The organism is Shewanella gelidii (assembly GCF_014647855.1).
In the GTDB taxonomy this organism is placed as follows: domain Bacteria; phylum Pseudomonadota; class Gammaproteobacteria; order Enterobacterales; family Shewanellaceae; genus Shewanella; species Shewanella gelidii.
Genome location: NZ_BMPZ01000007.1, coordinates 105,116 through 120,830 on the forward strand (window position 1 = coordinate 105,116; position 15,715 = coordinate 120,830).

12 protein-coding genes are annotated in these 15,715 nt (G+C 42.4%); 8 read left to right on the forward strand and 4 right to left on the reverse strand.

The window, feature by feature from the left end; translation table 11 throughout:
- Positions 1-182 precede the first annotated feature (182 nt).
- Complete coding sequence (locus tag IEY18_RS12865; RefSeq protein ID WP_188921458.1) at positions 183-962, forward strand: class II glutamine amidotransferase; 780 nt, start codon at positions 183-185, stop codon at positions 960-962.
- Here the strand turns inward: IEY18_RS12865 and IEY18_RS12870 are convergent.
- Together IEY18_RS12870 and IEY18_RS12875 are read right to left on the reverse strand one after the other, a co-directional pair.
- Complete coding sequence (locus tag IEY18_RS12870) at positions 927-1,721, reverse strand: DUF3108 domain-containing protein (protein ID WP_229779862.1); 795 nt, start codon at positions 1,719-1,721, stop codon at positions 927-929. The two genes, IEY18_RS12865 and IEY18_RS12870, sit on opposite strands and share 36 nt — an antisense overlap.
- A gap of 23 nt (positions 1,722-1,744) precedes the next feature.
- The gene (locus tag IEY18_RS12875) at positions 1,745-2,101 is read right to left on the reverse strand and encodes an MGMT family protein (RefSeq protein ID WP_229779864.1); all 357 of its coding nucleotides are present in this window, start codon (positions 2,099-2,101) and stop codon (positions 1,745-1,747) included.
- A 138-nt stretch (positions 2,102-2,239) separates the two neighbouring features.
- Between IEY18_RS12875 and def the strand changes: the two genes are divergently transcribed.
- A complete protein-coding gene (gene def, locus IEY18_RS12880; RefSeq protein ID WP_188921462.1) occupies positions 2,240-2,737 on the forward strand; it encodes a peptide deformylase in 498 nt (165 codons plus the stop codon).
- Between the two features lie 69 nt (positions 2,738-2,806).
- On the forward strand, positions 2,807-3,751 hold the full coding sequence (locus tag IEY18_RS12885) for an ATP-grasp domain-containing protein (RefSeq protein ID WP_188921464.1): 945 nt from the start codon (positions 2,807-2,809) through the stop codon (positions 3,749-3,751).
- 127 nt (positions 3,752-3,878) lie between these two features.
- On the opposite strand, the gene IEY18_RS12890 is transcribed toward IEY18_RS12885, so the two are convergent.
- Complete coding sequence (locus IEY18_RS12890) at positions 3,879-5,465, reverse strand: isocitrate lyase (protein WP_188921466.1); 1,587 nt, start codon at positions 5,463-5,465, stop codon at positions 3,879-3,881.
- A 112-nt stretch (positions 5,466-5,577) separates the two neighbouring features.
- Between IEY18_RS12890 and IEY18_RS12895 the strand changes: the two genes are divergently transcribed.
- From IEY18_RS12895 to IEY18_RS12905, 3 genes are all read left to right on the forward strand, one after another.
- Positions 5,578-6,528, forward strand: a complete 951-nt coding sequence (locus IEY18_RS12895) for a LysR family transcriptional regulator (RefSeq protein ID WP_188921468.1) — start codon at positions 5,578-5,580, stop codon at positions 6,526-6,528.
- Between the two features lie 198 nt (positions 6,529-6,726).
- Complete coding sequence (locus IEY18_RS12900; protein ID WP_188921470.1) at positions 6,727-8,901, forward strand: malate synthase G; 2,175 nt, start codon at positions 6,727-6,729, stop codon at positions 8,899-8,901.
- 248 nt (positions 8,902-9,149) lie between these two features.
- Positions 9,150-10,028: an alpha/beta fold hydrolase gene (locus IEY18_RS12905; RefSeq protein WP_188921472.1), complete on the forward strand. Its 879-nt coding sequence runs from the start codon at positions 9,150-9,152 to the stop codon at positions 10,026-10,028.
- Between the two features lie 96 nt (positions 10,029-10,124).
- On the opposite strand, the gene adhE is transcribed toward IEY18_RS12905, so the two are convergent.
- Complete coding sequence (gene adhE / locus IEY18_RS12910; protein ID WP_188921474.1) at positions 10,125-12,731, reverse strand: bifunctional acetaldehyde-CoA/alcohol dehydrogenase; 2,607 nt, start codon at positions 12,729-12,731, stop codon at positions 10,125-10,127.
- Between the two features lie 540 nt (positions 12,732-13,271).
- On the opposite strand from adhE, the gene IEY18_RS12915 reads away from it, so the two are divergent.
- Together IEY18_RS12915 and IEY18_RS12920 are read left to right on the forward strand one after the other, a co-directional pair.
- Positions 13,272-14,933 carry an ABC transporter substrate-binding protein gene (locus IEY18_RS12915; RefSeq protein WP_229779872.1) on the forward strand — a complete coding sequence of 554 codons (1,662 nt, stop codon included), beginning with the start codon at positions 13,272-13,274 and terminating at the stop codon, positions 14,931-14,933.
- Positions 14,920-15,669, forward strand: a complete 750-nt coding sequence (locus IEY18_RS12920) for a substrate-binding periplasmic protein (RefSeq protein WP_229779866.1) — start codon at positions 14,920-14,922, stop codon at positions 15,667-15,669. The genes IEY18_RS12915 and IEY18_RS12920 overlap by 14 nt, the downstream gene beginning before the upstream one ends.
- Positions 15,670-15,715 lie beyond the last annotated feature (46 nt).

Sequence of the window (15,715 nt, forward strand, 5' to 3'; positions counted from 1 at the left end):
TCGATCATGATCACAGAATGCGCTTGTGGTCAGACCTGTCTCTCATAAAACTTAAACCCTAGCGCCAAGCAATACAAGTATTTTTCAAACAATTGTTTAAATTATTTGTGACCCGGCTTCGTTCCCCTCTATTACAGGTTTAGATACAATAGAGATATTCAATTAGTTACGAGTAAATAAGTATGTGTGAGTTGCTGGCGATGAGTGCAAATGTGCCAACAGATATTGTTTTCAGTTTTACTGGCTTAGTGCAGCGTGGTGGGGTAACTGGCCCCCATGTTGATGGCTGGGGTATAACGTTTTATGAAGGCAAAGGAAGCCGTACTTTTAAGGATGCGATTCAAAGCAGCCAATCTCATGTCGCGAAATTGATACAGTCGTACCCGATTAAAAGCGAAGTGGTGGTGAGCCATATACGACAAGCAAATCGTGGCTGTGTCTCTCTTGAAAATACCCACCCGTTCACTCGAGAACTCTGGGGGCGATATTGGACGTATGCTCACAATGGCCAGCTAAGTGATTACCAACAGAAGTTCGTTGTATCGCGATATCAACCCGTTGGTGATACCGATAGTGAATTGGCATTTTGCTGGATTTTAGAACAAGTGGTGATGAAGTTTGGTGAGACAGAGCCGGGTGATTTAATGGCTGTCTATCGATTTATTGCAAAGTTGGCTGAAGAGATCCGTGAGCTTGGGATATTTAATATGATCCTGAGTGATGGTGATCACTTGATGAATTTTTGCAGCAATAATTTATGCTACATCACTCGAAAGGCGCCGTTTGGGAAGGCAAAATTGATCGATACTGATGTGGTGATTGATTTTGACAAAGAAACAACGCCTAATGATGTTGTCACTGTGATCGCCACTCGCCCATTAACTGATAATGAAGAGTGGCACATATTAAAACCTGGGGAATGGAAGCTATTTCGCCAGGGCTGTTTGTTGCTCGAGGGCTAAGAACTTGTAGCTTCGCAGTGTCATGTCGAGTTGTTTATCACCTTTCTCGAAATGGCTTAATCGAATGGGTAAATAACCTAAATCAGGCGCCATCCAGAAATAGGTATGGCGTTTTTTACTTTTGCGCACGACCTCAAGCTTGATGGTATCGTAGCTGCCACTTTCTAATTTCATAACCTCTTGGCCAAGAATTTTAAACTTATAGTTTTCTACTTGGTTTTCTTCGACCATTTTATAGGTTAACTCTTTACGGTTATTTTGTAGATCAATCCTGATTTGCAGTTGGGTCATGAGAGGATCAAGTAAATCATTATCGTATTCAATTTTTGCTTTTTCGTCTTTGTATCGGGTATGAACGATATTTTCAGAGCGTATGAAGGCTGCTTGTTCGCGGTAGTCTGGCCCAGTCCCTTTACGGTGATGTAAAAATCGAAACGGTGTGAGTTTATTGTCTTCTATTGTGAATTCACTGACGACTTTACGTTTATCTGAGAGTAATAAAAAACTGAGGCTACTTTTAAATTTAAATGTATAGGTATTTCCTTCTGGCGCGGGAAAATCATACTTGGCCTTACCTAAACCGATACTGCCGTAATCAACATTATATTCAGCAGTAAACGGTGTTGTTGCTGCAATTATAGGTTTGAGTTTTTTTTGAGTTAAATCTATACCAGTTTCAATTGGGTTTTGTAATTCATTTGTGTTTGCCCAACCGAATGTTGGTACCAAAGCTAGAAAAAGTAATGAATAAAACTTCAATGGCTTCTCCTTAAGGGATTTTATTAAAAAGGGATCGACATAACCAGTGTCGCAATATCAGGGCGCCACTCATACTCAGACAAACTAATTTTACCTTTGTTCACTTTAATCCCTTCTTCTCTAAGACGGCTTTGTTGCAACTGATATCCTTCGCTTCCATATTTAAACGAAATCTTTCCTTGGCTATTAATGACCCTGTGCCAGGGCAGCTGCATGTGCTGCGGCGCTAATTTGAGTGCTCTTGATACATATCGAGCGCGACCAGGTAAACCTGCCAAATCAGCGACTTTGCCGTAGTTAATGACAGCTCCTTCTGGGATCATAGCAACAATAAACCATATTTTGTTTAAGGCCGATGGGACTTCGGTTGGCTCTTTCATGGTGTCTGTAATTTCTTGAACAATTATTGTTATCCTAGCATTGCTTATAAAAGAGTGACAGAGGGTAAGGCACTTTGCGTTTGCAGGGCATTGCGGCATAATAGCGCGCTTTCATGACTCTAAAAGAGCTAGTTTGTAATGGCAGTGCTAGAAATATTAACTTTACCTGATCCTCGCTTAAAACGTGTGGCCCAACCCGTCATCGATGTCAGTAAGGTGCAATCCTTTATTGATGATTTAATTGAAACCATGTACCACACTGAAGATGGCATCGGATTAGCCGCCACACAGGTTGGAAGTGAGCATGCAATTATTGTGATTGATATTTCTGAGAATAGAGATAATCCACAAGTTCTGATTAATCCTGAAATCATTGCTAGTCATGGGGATTATGTGGGCGAGGAAGGGTGTTTATCTATCCCAGGTTATCGAGCTAAAGTTGAGCGTAGTGAATCTGTAACCGTTACCGCGTTGAACCGAGATGGACAAAAGATTGAAATCCAAACCGATGAGTTTTTGGCTATCGTGTTACAACATGAAATTGATCATCTTCAGGGGCGAGTATTCATTGACCACCTATCTAAGTTAAAGCAACAAATGGCGCTGAAGAAAGTAAAGAAAACACTGAAGCAATGATGCCATGTGTGTTTCGATACACCCAGCAATTATCCGTAAATTCAAAGCTCAGTAAAAAAGGAGCATACAATGCCACCGATTTATATTTTGCATGAAAATAGCGAATGGATTGTGCCATTGCATGAAGCTTTTAAACAACGTCAAGAATCAGCAAAAGAGATGTTTCTTGATCAAGGGGTGGTGGATTTAGCGGCAATACCGCCTGAAGGCATTTTTTATAATAGGATGAGTGCGTCATCGCATACGAGAGGTCATCGATATGCGCCTGAGCTTACGCGTAGTGTGTTGACTTGGCTTGAGTCTCACGGGCGCCGAGTGATCAACAATAGCCGTGCTCTATATTTTGAGGTTTGCAAAGTATCTCAATATGCTGCACTTGAATCTTGCGGTATAAATACCCCTAGAACCATTGTTGCTGTGGGCAAAACACAAGTTATAGAAGCCGCAGAATGCTTTGCCGGTGAGCCATTTATTTTGAAACCCAATCGAGGGGGAAAAGGCTTAGGAGTACAATTATTTAAAAGTATTAATGAGTTGAAAGACTATTTAGTTTGTGAGGATTATGAAGCACCACTTGATGGTACTTGGTTAGTGCAAGCCTATGTTCACGCAGCAGAAAATCACATCACCCGTTGTGAATTTGTTGGGGGGAAATTTGTTTACAGTGTCAATGTCAACACGGAGCAAGGCTTTGAGTTGTGTCCAGCTGATAGTTGTCAAATTAGTGAGCAAGTTTGCCCTGCGACGGCGCCAAGTCATAAATTTAACATCAGTCATGAATTTGATCGTCATGAAATCATCACTAGATATGAAACGTTTTTACAAAAAAATCAGATTGAAATTGCGGGTATTGAACTGATTAAAGATATTCATGGGCAGCTCTACACTTACGATGTCAATACGAATACGAATTACAATCGTAGAGCCGAGTTAGAGGGGGGAGTCCCGCTGACAGGTATGGACGCTATCGCAGAGTTTCTTATTCAAACTCGAGATGCGCAATATAAAACCTAATTTAACGCTCACGAAGCAAGATCAATGTGTAATTGATATGATGAAATGAAAAAAAGCCAGCATGAAAGCTGGCTTTTTCCGACTTAAAAGAAACGCTTTGAAACCGAGTTTACGGATTACTCACTGATTATCCGAATTGGTTCATCGTGTTGTCTTTACCCGATGCTTTTAATGCTTGGTCACCAGAGAAGTACTCTTTGTGATCATCACCGATATCAGAACCTGCCATGTTTTGGTGCTTCACGCAGGCAATGCCTTGGCGAATTTCTTTACGTTGTACATTTGCAACGTAGCCCAGCATTCCTTGGTCACCAAAGTACTCTTTCGCGAGGTTGTCGGTAGACAATGCAGCGGTATGGTACGTAGGTAGCGTAATCAGATGATGGAAAATACCTGCTTCACGTGCCGCATCGGCTTGGAAGGTGCGGATCTTTTCATCTGCTAAAGCAGCAAGCTCTGTTTCATCATAATCAACGCTCATTAAGTTGTCGCGGTTGTAACCTGAAACATCTTGACCCGCCTCATCCATTGCATCAAATACCTGTTGACGGAAGTTGAGTGTCCAGTTAAATGATGGTGAGTTGTTGTAGACCAACTTCGCGTTAGGCACGGTTTCACGGATTGCGTTGACCATTGCGCCAATTTGACCAATATGGGGCTTCTCTGTTTCAATCCAAATGAGGTCCGCACCATTTTGTAATGAGGTAATGCAATCTAGGATACAGCGTTGTTCGCCTGTGCCCTTACGGAATTGGAATAGACCATTCGGTAGACGGGCTGGCTTCACAAGCTTTCCATTTTGAACGAGTGTGACGTCGCCATTTTGCAGTTGTTCTGGTGCAACCTCTTCCACATCAAGGAAAGAGTTGTACTGATCGCCTAAATCCCCAGCAGTTTGCGTCATCGCAATTTTCTGTGTGAGGCCTGCACCGAGTGAATCGGTACGTGCAACGATAACGCCATCATCAACACCAAGTTCTAAGAATGCATAGCGAACGGCATTAATTTTTGAAAGGAACTCTGCATGCGGCACGGTGACTTTACCGTCTTGGTGACCACATTGTTTTACGTCTGACACTTGGTTTTCAATTTGAATACAACACGCTCCGGCTTCAATCATTTGTTTTGCCATGAGGTAGGTTGCTTCTTCGTTACCGAAGCCTGCATCAATGTCAGCAATAATCGGTACGACGTGTGTTTCAAAGTTATCAATTTTACTTTGTACTGCGGATTTTTCTTCTGCAGTAGTTGCGCTATCTAACGCTCTAAATAGTCCGCCTAACTCTCGAGCGTCGGCTTGACGCAGGAACGTATATAGCTCTGCAATCAATGAGGCGACAGCAGTTTTCTCATGCATTGACTGATCTGGAAGTGGGCCAAATTCTGAGCGAAGCGCTGCGATCATCCAACCCGACAAGTATAAGTAACGACGTTTCGTTGTGAGAAGGTGCTTTTTAATAGAGATCATTTTTTGCTGACCGATAAATCCATGCCAACAACCTAATGACTGCGTATATTTTGATGAGTCTGCATCATACTCAGCCATATCTTCACGCATGATCTTCGCGGTATATTTTGCGATATCTAAGCCAGTTTGAAACTGGTTTTGCAGTCGCATGCGGGCAACAGACTCTGAGCTGATGGCATTCCAAGCTGAACCTTGAGTCTCTAGTAAGGTAGCTGCTTCATCAATGTATTTAGTATAAGTAGTCATAGTTAATCCCTTCTACGAAATAATGGTACGCGACATTTGATTACCTGATAAATAGTAGTAATAATGAACGTAATTAATCTAATTTATACTTTCTATCTTCGGTATTTATCCTATGAATATGTCTCGTATCGACTTGAATCTATTGGTATATCTTGATGTTTTACTTCGTGAAAAAAATGTTACAAGAGCAGCAGACAAATTAGGCATTAGTCAGCCCGCAATGAGTAACGGGTTGAAAAGGCTAAGAAATTTGTTTGATGACCCTTTGTTGATTCGCACAAGTAATGGAATGACACCGACAGAGCGTGCACAAGAGTTGGAACCCCAGGTCCGCCAATTGCTTGTAGGTATTGAAAAGGCGGTACAACCGCGCACAGAATTCGATGCTGTGAACAGTAATCGAGTGTTCCGCATGATGGCAAGTGACTATGCCGAAGCCACGTTGATCCCACCGCTCATCACTAAACTTCGAGAGCGGGCACCGAATATTATACTCGACATCATGACGCCAAGCGATGTTAGCTTCCCCGATGTAGAACAAGGTCGGGTCGATATGGTGATCAATAGATTTGACAGTATCCCTTTGTCTTTTCACCAAAAAGTTTTGTGGAGCGATGATTTTAGCTGTGTTATCAGTGATCATAATCCAGTATTAAATAAGTTTAATTTAGAAGGTTATTTATCAGCACATCATGTTTGGGTGAGTAAAACTGGTATGGGGGTCGGGGTTGGGATGGATCCAAGTGATGTGCAGCGACTTGGTTGGGTTGATGATGCATTAGATAAAATCGGTGCTAAGCGGCACATCACGGTATTCACTCGACATTATCAACAGGCTTGCTTACTGGCACAGCGGCAAGATTTGATAGCAACTGTCCCCTCCAAAATGGCTAAACAGCAGCAGCACCGTGAAGGTGTCAAGATTGTCCCACCGCCATTTGAAATTAAACCGATTAAATTAACCATGGCTTGGAGTCCACTCTACCAACATGATCCGGCCCATAAATGGATGAGACAGCAGATTAATGAAACGGCCATTGAGATAGATCAGGCCATCGCTTAGAGTAGGTGTTGTTTGTTTTATGAACTGATATTTGTTTTGTGAATGATGTCAATAAACACTATAAATTGGCTAAATGTAAAATGGTTAGGCTAGGCTAGGTTGATAACTTTTATCGGCCTTAGCGTAAAATATTAGCTATAGCTAACTGTTATAACTTATATTTTTCAAGTAATTAGCACCATGAAAAGGGACAAGGATATGACTTCAAGAGTTCAAGTAGGTGGTTTACAAGTCGCAAGTAGTCTTTGGCAATTAATCGAAGATAAGGTTGCACCTGGTACCGGCGTTAGCTCGGCAGACTTTTGGCAAGCTTTTGAAAATATTGTCGAAGAGTTAGGTCCCAAAAACAAAGCATTACTTGCAAAGCGTGAACAGTTACAAAAGCAAATTGATCAATGGCATACCGAGCGTAAAGAGCAGCCACACAATGCCGAAGCATATAAACAATTTTTATATGACATTGGTTATCTTGTGCCTGAGGGTGAAGCTTTTTCGGTGACGACACAAAATGTTGATGAGGAAATCAAAGTGCAAGCTGGGCCGCAACTCGTCGTCCCGGTGAAAAATGCACGTTTTAGTTTAAACGCTGCGAACGCTAGGTGGGGGAGTTTGTACGATGCCCTTTACGGAACCGATGCAATTAGCGATACCGAAGGTGCCGAATTAACAGCTGGTTATAACCCGGTTCGCGGTAATAAGGTGATTGCATTTGCAAAACAACACCTTGACTGTGTTGCGGCGCTTGAATCTGGGAGTCATGCTCAAGCGGTTAACTACAAAGTTGTTGATTGTCGCCTTGTGATTACGTTAGCGGATGGTACTGAAACGACGCTTGCAACGCCTCAAAAATTTGTTGGCTTTAAAGGCGAAGCTTCCGAACCCCACGCTGTTCTTCTGAAAAACAATGGTTTGCATGTAGAAATCCAAATTGATAATCAACATCCAATTGGTAAAACAGATGCTGCTGGCGTAAAAGATCTGTTAGTAGAAGCAGCGGTCACCACGATTATGGATTGTGAAGATTCTGTCGCTGTTGTTGATGCTGAAGATAAAGTTGAAATTTACAGCAATTGGCTCGGGTTAATGCAGGGTAATTTAAGTGCTGAGTTCCAAAAAGGTGGCAAAACACTACTTCGCGAGCTAAATGATGATCGCAAGTATCAGTCTCCTATCGGTGATGAATTCATACTTCCAGGTCGAAGTTTATTATTTAACCGTAATGTCGGTCATTTAATGACAATCGATGCCGTGCTTGATAAAAATGGCAATGAGGTTCCGGAAGGTTTCCTTGATGGCATGGTGACTGTACTTGCTGCTATACACGATCTTAAAGGGAATAATAATCAACGTAGTAATAGTCGCGCTGGTTCAGTCAATATCGTGAAACCTAAGATGCATGGACCTGAGGAAGTAGAACTCACTTGTGAGTTATTTGCTCGCATTGAAGATGCTCTGAGCTTAAATCGAAATACCATTAAAGTTGGTATTATGGATGAAGAACGTCGTACAACCGTGAATTTGAAAGAGTGTATACGTGTCGCGAAAGAGCGAGTTGTATTTATCAACACAGGTTTCCTGGATAGAACTGGTGACGAAATTCATACTTCGATGCTAGCCGGTCCTTTTGTTGCAAAATCTCAAATGAAACAACAAGCTTGGATTAAAGCATACGAAGATTGGAACGTAGATATTGGTCTCGAATGTGGCTTAAGTGGTGTTGCACAGATTGGTAAGGGGATGTGGCCAATGCCAGACGAAATGGCGGCGATGTTAGAGCAGAAGTCGGGTCATCCTAAAGCCGGTGCTAATACTGCGTGGGTTCCTTCACCCAATGGAGCTACATTACACTCGATCCACTATCACCAAATCAATGTTTTTCAAACGCAAGAGGCGATCAAAAAACGAGCGCGAGCTAGTCTAGATGATATCCTCAACATTCCGTTAGAAACCTCGCCAGAGTCGTTAACATCAGAGCAAATTAAGTTTGAACTGGACAATAATTCTCAAGGAATTTTGGGCTACGTGGTTCGTTGGATTGATCATGGTGTTGGTTGTTCCAAAGTGCCTGATATTAATAATGTCGGATTGATGGAAGATCGTGCAACCCTAAGAATTTCTTCTCAACATATTGCTAATTGGTTAGAACATGGGGTCTGTACTGAAGCGCAAGTGATGGAAGCAATGAAACGAATGGCTGCCGTGGTGGATGGCCAGAATGCGTTTGACCCAGAGTATAGGGCGATGGCCCCTAGTTTTGATGGCATTGCGTTTAAAGCCGCTTGTGATTTAATCTTTAAGGGTAAAGAACAGCCTTCAGGTTATACCGAACCTTTGCTGCATGCTTACCGTAAGCAAGCTAAATTGCAAAGTTAACCTTTAGTATCGTGTTCTGATTAAATCAGAACTTACATTTAAATAGCCGGAGTAACCTCCGGCTTTTTGTTGTTCGCGATGTAGCGCATTGCATTATTTTCGTAGTACAACGTGCGTGTTGTGATGCGAGACGGTTTTTGGCATTTATTTTGTGTGATGAAGATCTAGACAAGCATTTAAAATCAGAATACTCTCTATCTAGAGTATTTGCTCTATTTGGGTAAGGCAAAGCATTAGTGGAGAGATCAATGGAACAACAATCAGAAATTACTGCGCATGAAACTGAACCAGAGCGAGATCAACTGCTAGAAGCGGCTCAGCAGATTCAGGTCGATGGTACAGACGTTATTATTGAAGGTAAGGGAAAAGATACCATCGTGATGATCCACGGTTGGCCAGATACGTTTCGAATATGGGACAAGCAAGTTGAAGCCTTGCAAGACCAATACCGCTGCGTTCGCTTTACTTTACCAGGCTACGATAAAAATTCGCCAAGAGCGTTCTATAGCTTAGAGCAACTTGTAGATAAAATTAACAAAATAGTCGATGCAGTAAGTGAGGGTGACCCCGTTACTTTGTTGTTGCATGACTGGGGCTGCTTCTTTGGTTATCAATTTTATATGCGATACCCAGAGAAAGTATCAAAAATCATAGGCGTGGACATTGGTGATGCAGGCTCCAAAGAGCATGTTTTGAGTGCCAAAGTTAAAGCCTTTATGTTTGGTTATCAAATGTGGTTGGCAACGGCATGGAAGATTGGCGGGCCCATTGGTGATGCTATGACGCGTAAGATGGCGAAGATTTTAAAAGCACCTGGTGACATCGAGAGTATTACGTCTTCAATGACCTATTCTTATTATTGGAAGTGGAGTAATACATTAACTGGTAGACCGTTAGGCAATTTACCCTTGGATATTCAATGTCCATTTTTGTTTATGTACGGCGAGAATAAGCCGGGTATGTTTCATTCCAAATCATGGGAAGAACGCATTTCCGCAACTCCAGGAAATAGAGTTGTACCATTTGCGACGCGTCATTGGGTGATGACAGAGGCAAAAGACGAATTTAACCATACCTTGCTAGATTGGCTTCAAGAATTTAAAAATCCCTTACATCAAGCGAGTTAGCCCAAACAACTCGTCTTTTATAGTATTCAACTTTATTATGTGCATGAAAAAGCCAGTCAAAATGACTGGCTTTTTTGGTACTCATTATTGCGCTATTTAAGATTGTGCGTCTTTATATTCACGACCATAGTAGCTGTCGAGTAGAATTTGTTTCAATTCACTCATGAGTGGGAAGCGTGGATTTGCACCAGTACATTGGTCATCAAACGCATCTTCTGCTAATTCATCAAGTTTTGCCAAAAAGTCTGCTTCGTTGACTCCTGCTGCTTGGATAGACGCTGGTATGCCAATCGCCGCCTTGAGTTCATCAATTTTTTCAAGGAGTTTCTCGACTTTTTCCGCATCAGTAGTTCCACCTAGTTTTAATGAGTCAGCGATAGCCGCATATCGGCAAAGTGCCTGTGGGCGATCATACTGGCTAAATGCAGCTTGTTTGGTTGGGATATCTGTAGCATTAAAGCGAATGACGTTACTAATCAATAGTGCATTAGCTAGACCGTGCGCTAAATGGAACTCTGCGCCAAGTTTGTGAGCCATCGAGTGACAGATGCCTAAGAAAGCGTTTGCGAACGCAATTCCGGCAATAGTTGCACCATTGTGCACTTTTTCACGGGCAATTGGTGCGCTAGCGCCTAGTTCATATGAATCAGGTAAGTATTTAAATAATAAGTCTAAAGCTTGTAATGCTTGACCATCACTATATTCATTTGCCATAACACTGACATAAGCTTCTAGGGCGTGAGTAATTGCATCAATGCCGCCAAATGCCGTTAATGATTTCGGCATATCCATCACCAAATTTGGATCTACAATCGCCATATTGGGCGTTAATTGATAATCGGCAATTGGGTACTTCATACCGGTTTGTTCATCGGTAACAACTGCAAACGGTGTTACTTCGGAACCGGTTCCAGAAGTCGTTGGAATGGCAACCATTTTCGCTTTGATGCCCATTTTAGGGAATTTATAAATGCGCTTTCGAATATCCATAAAACGGAGTGCTAAATCAGCGAAATCAACTTCTGGATGTTCATACATTACCCACATGATCTTTGCGGCATCCATGGGGGAACCGCCGCCAAGTGCTATGATGACATCGGGCTGGAATCTATTTGCAACGTCAGTTCCTTTGCGTACGACTGCTAGCGTCGGATCCGCTTCGACTTCATAGAAAACTTCTGTCTCTAAACCTTGTTCCTTCAAGATTTGAATCGTTTCATCGCAGTAGCCATTGTTAAACAGGTATTTGTCAGTGACGATAAGTGCCCGTTTGTTTTCACTTAATTCTTCAAGCGCAATTGGCAAGCTGCCACGACGGAAGTAGATAGACGAAGGTAGCTTATGCCACAACATGTTTTCAGCCCTCTTAGCGACAGTTTTCTTGTTAATTAAGTGACTTGGACCTACGTTTTCAGAAATTGAATTTCCACCCCATGAGCCACAGCCCAGTGTTAAAGATGGTGCCAGTTTGAAGTTGTATAAATCACCAATTCCCCCTTGTGAGGCGGGCGTATTGATCAATATGCGAGCGGTTTTCATTCTGAAGCCAAACTCTTTTACCCGCTGCGCTTGGGTGTCTTGATCTGTGTAAAGTCCTGATGTGTGACCAATACCACCTAAGGCGACGAGCGCTTCGGCTTTGTCGACAGCTTCTTCAAAATCTTTTGCTCGATACATAGCTAACAGTGGCGATAGTTTCTCATGGGCAAATGCTTCTGCTTCGGTGAGACCACTGACTTCGCCTATTAAAACTTTTGTCCAACTCGGGACCTTGATATCGGCCATCGCTGCGATCGTGGCTGCACTTTGGCCAACGATATCTGCATTAAGACCGCCATTTTTTAATATCACATCTTGCATGGCTTGGGTTTCAAACTCGTTGAGTAGATAACCACCATGGGTAGCAAAACGCTCCCGCACTTGTTCATATATTTCATCGACAACCACCACGGCTTGCTCTGATGCGCACACCACGCCATTGTCGAATGTTTTGGACATTAATATAGAACTCACAGCACGCTTAATGTCAGCAGTTTCGTCGATTACGATTGGCGTATTACCGGCACCCACGCCAATTGCTGGTTTCCCAGAAGAGTAGGCAGCTTTGACCATTCCTGGTCCACCTGTGGCTAAGATAAGATTTACTTTATCATGGGTCATCAGTTGGTTTGAAAGCGCTACGCTTGGCTCATCGATCCAACCAATAATATCTTTGGGTGCGCCAGCAGCGATTGCAGCATCTAGAACCAGTTTAGCAGCGGTAGTTGTCGATACTTTGGCGCGTGGATGTGGTGAGAAAACGATCCCGTTGCGAGTTTTTAGGCTGATTAATGCTTTAAAGACTGCAGTGGATGTTGGGTTGGTCGTTGGTACAATGCCGCAAATGATGCCCACAGGCTCGGCAATTGTGATCGTTCCAAAGGTTTTGTCTTCTTCTAAAATACCGCAGGTTTTTTCATCTTTATATTTGTTGTAGATATACTCGGATGCAAAGTGATTTTTGATAACTTTATCTTCAATCACTCCCATGCCAGTCTCTTTACCCGCCATTTTAGCGAGTGATATCCGCGCATCAGCTGCAGCGAGTGCTGCTGCTCTAAAGATTTTATCGACTTTCTCTTGGCTAAAGCTGGCGTATTCTGCTTGTGCTTTCGCAACACGCTCCATCAATAGATCAAGTTCTTCTGCATTATTGACTGTCATTATTTAATTCCTGTTAAAAATATTTAGCGAAACGTAGGCTTGGCTAAATCTTCTTGATGTTGAAAAATTACACTTTGATGGGCAGCTTTTCCGTGATCCGCATCAAAAGAGTACGATTTGGTGTAATTATACTACACAGGTTGGGGTGAATCGTTATCTAAAATAGCATCAATAGTAAAAAATGCTGCTTTTTCCAACGTTTTCCCGTAATCCGTTTCGATACCATCGGAGAGGTTTGTTTGAAAACAATTATCCTGGTTGATTTAGCAACTAGCGAATGATTATTTGTTTATCCATTGGTTGCTATTACATTTAAGTTTTCTGAGGCGTTTGAAGTCAATTGTACTTGTGCCCTTTGTGTTTGAGAGTTGTGATGACATAGTTGGTACAAAAGGAGTCCTAGCAATTCCTATGTAGGCTTCTACACTTAATACTTAGAAACCTATTGGGTTATTCTTTATATCTGCTTTTTTCTGTGGCTAGTGGAGTACGTTGATGGCATTTAGATGTTTCAGTTCCTATTTACTCGCCTTTTTTTGTATGTTCTTTGGCTTCCATTGTGTTGCCGCCTCACAAATCGACAGTGCCAATTTATGGATAGAGGAAGAGTTTCAACCTTCGACTTTGAGTAAGTCTGCGCAAATTGCAGAAATGAATTGGTTTATTGAGGCTGCTCGGCCATACAAAGGAATGCAGATCCGCGTCGTGTCTGAAACGTTAAATACCCATGAGTATGAAGCAAATCGACTCGCAAAAGCTTTTTATCAAATTACTGGAATACACGTTGTTCATGAGTTGACAGGAGAGGATGATGTTGTAAAAAAAATGTCAGCTCAAATGCTTACCGGTCAAAACCTGTATGATGCTTATATAAGTGATAGTGACTTAATCGGCACACACTTTCGTTCCGGGAAGGTGCTTGTCTTGTCGGATTTCATGCAAGGTCAAGGCAAACAAGTCACTTTGCCGAGCTTAGATTTGAATGACTTTATTGGACTGAAATTTACTACAGGGCCCGATGGCAAGTTGTATCAATTGCCAGATCAACAATTTGCAAATTTGTATTGGTATCGACATGACTGGTTTTCAAGACCTGACTTTAAGCGGCAGTTTAAAGATTTGTATGGTTATGAATTAGGTGTTCCGCAAAACTGGCAGGCTTATGAAGATATTGCGGAGTTTTTTGGCTATCACGTGAAGACGATTGATGGTACACGAGTTTATGGTCACTATGATTATGCCAAGCCTGATCCATCAGTGGGCTGGCGCATTAGCGACGCTTGGCTTTCAATGGCTGGTGTTGGTGATATTGGTTTACCCAATGGATTGCCCGTTGATGAATGGGGGATCCGCGTGGATCAATGTCGACCTGTCGGAGCAAGTGTTGCAAGAGGAGGGGCTTTAAATAGTCCCGCTGCGAAATATGCAATGCGGAAATATATTGATTGGTTAAACAAGTTTGCACCAGAAGATTCAAAGCGCCTGACGTTCAAATCATCGTTGAAGTGGTTAAAAGGCGGGCAGGTAGCACAGCAAATATTTTGGTACACAGCTTTTGTTCCAGATGTGATTTCTTCGAACCTTGCAATTGTAAATCCTGATGGCACTCCTAAATGGCGAGTTGCACCGTCACCCGTAGGAAAGTACTGGCGCAGTGGGATGAAGTCGGGTTATCAAGATGCAGGCTCATGGACAATTTTGAAATCTACACCATTAAAAAATCAGCAAGCTGCATGGCTCTATGCACAATTTGTTGTCTCAAAAACCGTATCTTTACGTAAAACCATGATGACATTAACTCCGATTAGACGCTCAGATATTGACTCACAATTTATGACGGCTAAGGCTCCCTATCTAGGAGGACTCGTTGAGTTTTATCGTAGCAATGCACGTGATGTTTGGACGCCAACGGGAACCAATGTACCTGATTACCCCGGAATGGCGCAGTATTGGTGGCGATTTATTTCTGACATTATTTTAGGGAAATTAACGGTTGATGAAGGTATGGATCAATTGGCGAATAAGATGGATCAGCATCTATTTGAGCTGTCGCATAAGCAAGGGGTATGTTCTCCGCAACTCAACCCGATACAATCTGAGCAAATTTGGCTGGATAAACCCGGTTCGCCAAAACGTTTTGACCCCTTGAATCAACGTGGTCGAACTTTGCCCTATCAGGAGGCGATCAATGTTTGGCAGTAGTGCTTTGTTTAAAGCTTTCGTTACATTGCTGATGTTCGTTAACGTATGGGCTGCAAGCGCTTTTGCACAAAATAAACCCGTGATCCAGGTTTTAACGTATGAAGAAGCGCCGTTTGCTAAGATAAAGAATAATCATAAGCAAGGCTTTATTGTGGATTTAGTGGCAGAACTCTTCAAGAGAGCCAAGCTTGATTATCGACTCGATTTTCTACCTTTAAAAAGGATCCTAGTTACCACAAGACTCAACGAGTATTACTGCGCATTGCCCGTTGAGCGTAGTCAAGAACGAGAAGTTACCTATAAGTGGGTGAGCCCTGTTTTGGTTTCTCGCTACGGTTTATTTAGTCAAACCGATAACAAACTTCCCCTTGTTACACTTAATGACGCAAAGCCCTACGTTATAGGAAGCTTTTTAGGGAGCGGTGTTGCAGAATACTTGCAAGGACAAGGCTTTACCGTGGAGGTTACTGCGAGAAGTGAACAAAATATTCGTATGCTTCAGCATAAGCGGATTGATTTGTGGGCTGCAGAGATCGAAAGTGCCAAGCAACAAATGACAAAAAACAACGCGTCGCTGGGTAAGCCTGAATTGGTATTCTACACTTCAATTCGGGCAATGGCTTGCCATCGTTCAATTCCCGATACCGCGCTTGAAAATCTGCAATCAGCACTCACTCAAATGTATCAAGATGGGTTTATGCGCAAGCTTTATGAAAAGTACAATGTACCTTTCTAAATGAATGGGAGCTATGGTAATCAAACCACAGCTCAGCCGATAAGCG

Excerpts from the sequence above, each read along its gene's own strand:
- IEY18_RS12885 (WP_188921464.1), top strand. The coding sequence starts at position 2,807 with ATGCCACCGATTTATATTTTGCATGAAAATAGCGAATGGATTGTGCCA.
- def (WP_188921462.1), top strand. The coding sequence starts at position 2,240 with ATGGCAGTGCTAGAAATATTAACTTTACCTGATCCTCGCTTAAAACGT.
- IEY18_RS12905 (WP_188921472.1), top strand. The coding sequence starts at position 9,150 with ATGGAACAACAATCAGAAATTACTGCGCATGAAACTGAACCAGAGCGA.
- IEY18_RS12875 (WP_229779864.1), bottom strand. The coding sequence starts at position 2,101 with ATGAAAGAGCCAACCGAAGTCCCATCGGCCTTAAACAAAATATGGTTT.
- IEY18_RS12895 (WP_188921468.1), top strand. The coding sequence starts at position 5,578 with ATGAATATGTCTCGTATCGACTTGAATCTATTGGTATATCTTGATGTT.
- adhE (WP_188921474.1), bottom strand. The coding sequence starts at position 12,731 with ATGACAGTCAATAATGCAGAAGAACTTGATCTATTGATGGAGCGTGTT.
- IEY18_RS12865 (WP_188921458.1), top strand. The coding sequence starts at position 183 with ATGTGTGAGTTGCTGGCGATGAGTGCAAATGTGCCAACAGATATTGTT.
- IEY18_RS12915 (WP_229779872.1), top strand. The coding sequence starts at position 13,272 with ATGTTCTTTGGCTTCCATTGTGTTGCCGCCTCACAAATCGACAGTGCC.
- IEY18_RS12920 (WP_229779866.1), top strand. The coding sequence starts at position 14,920 with ATGTTTGGCAGTAGTGCTTTGTTTAAAGCTTTCGTTACATTGCTGATG.
- IEY18_RS12890 (WP_188921466.1), bottom strand. The coding sequence starts at position 5,465 with ATGACTACTTATACTAAATACATTGATGAAGCAGCTACCTTACTAGAG.
- IEY18_RS12900 (WP_188921470.1), top strand. The coding sequence starts at position 6,727 with ATGACTTCAAGAGTTCAAGTAGGTGGTTTACAAGTCGCAAGTAGTCTT.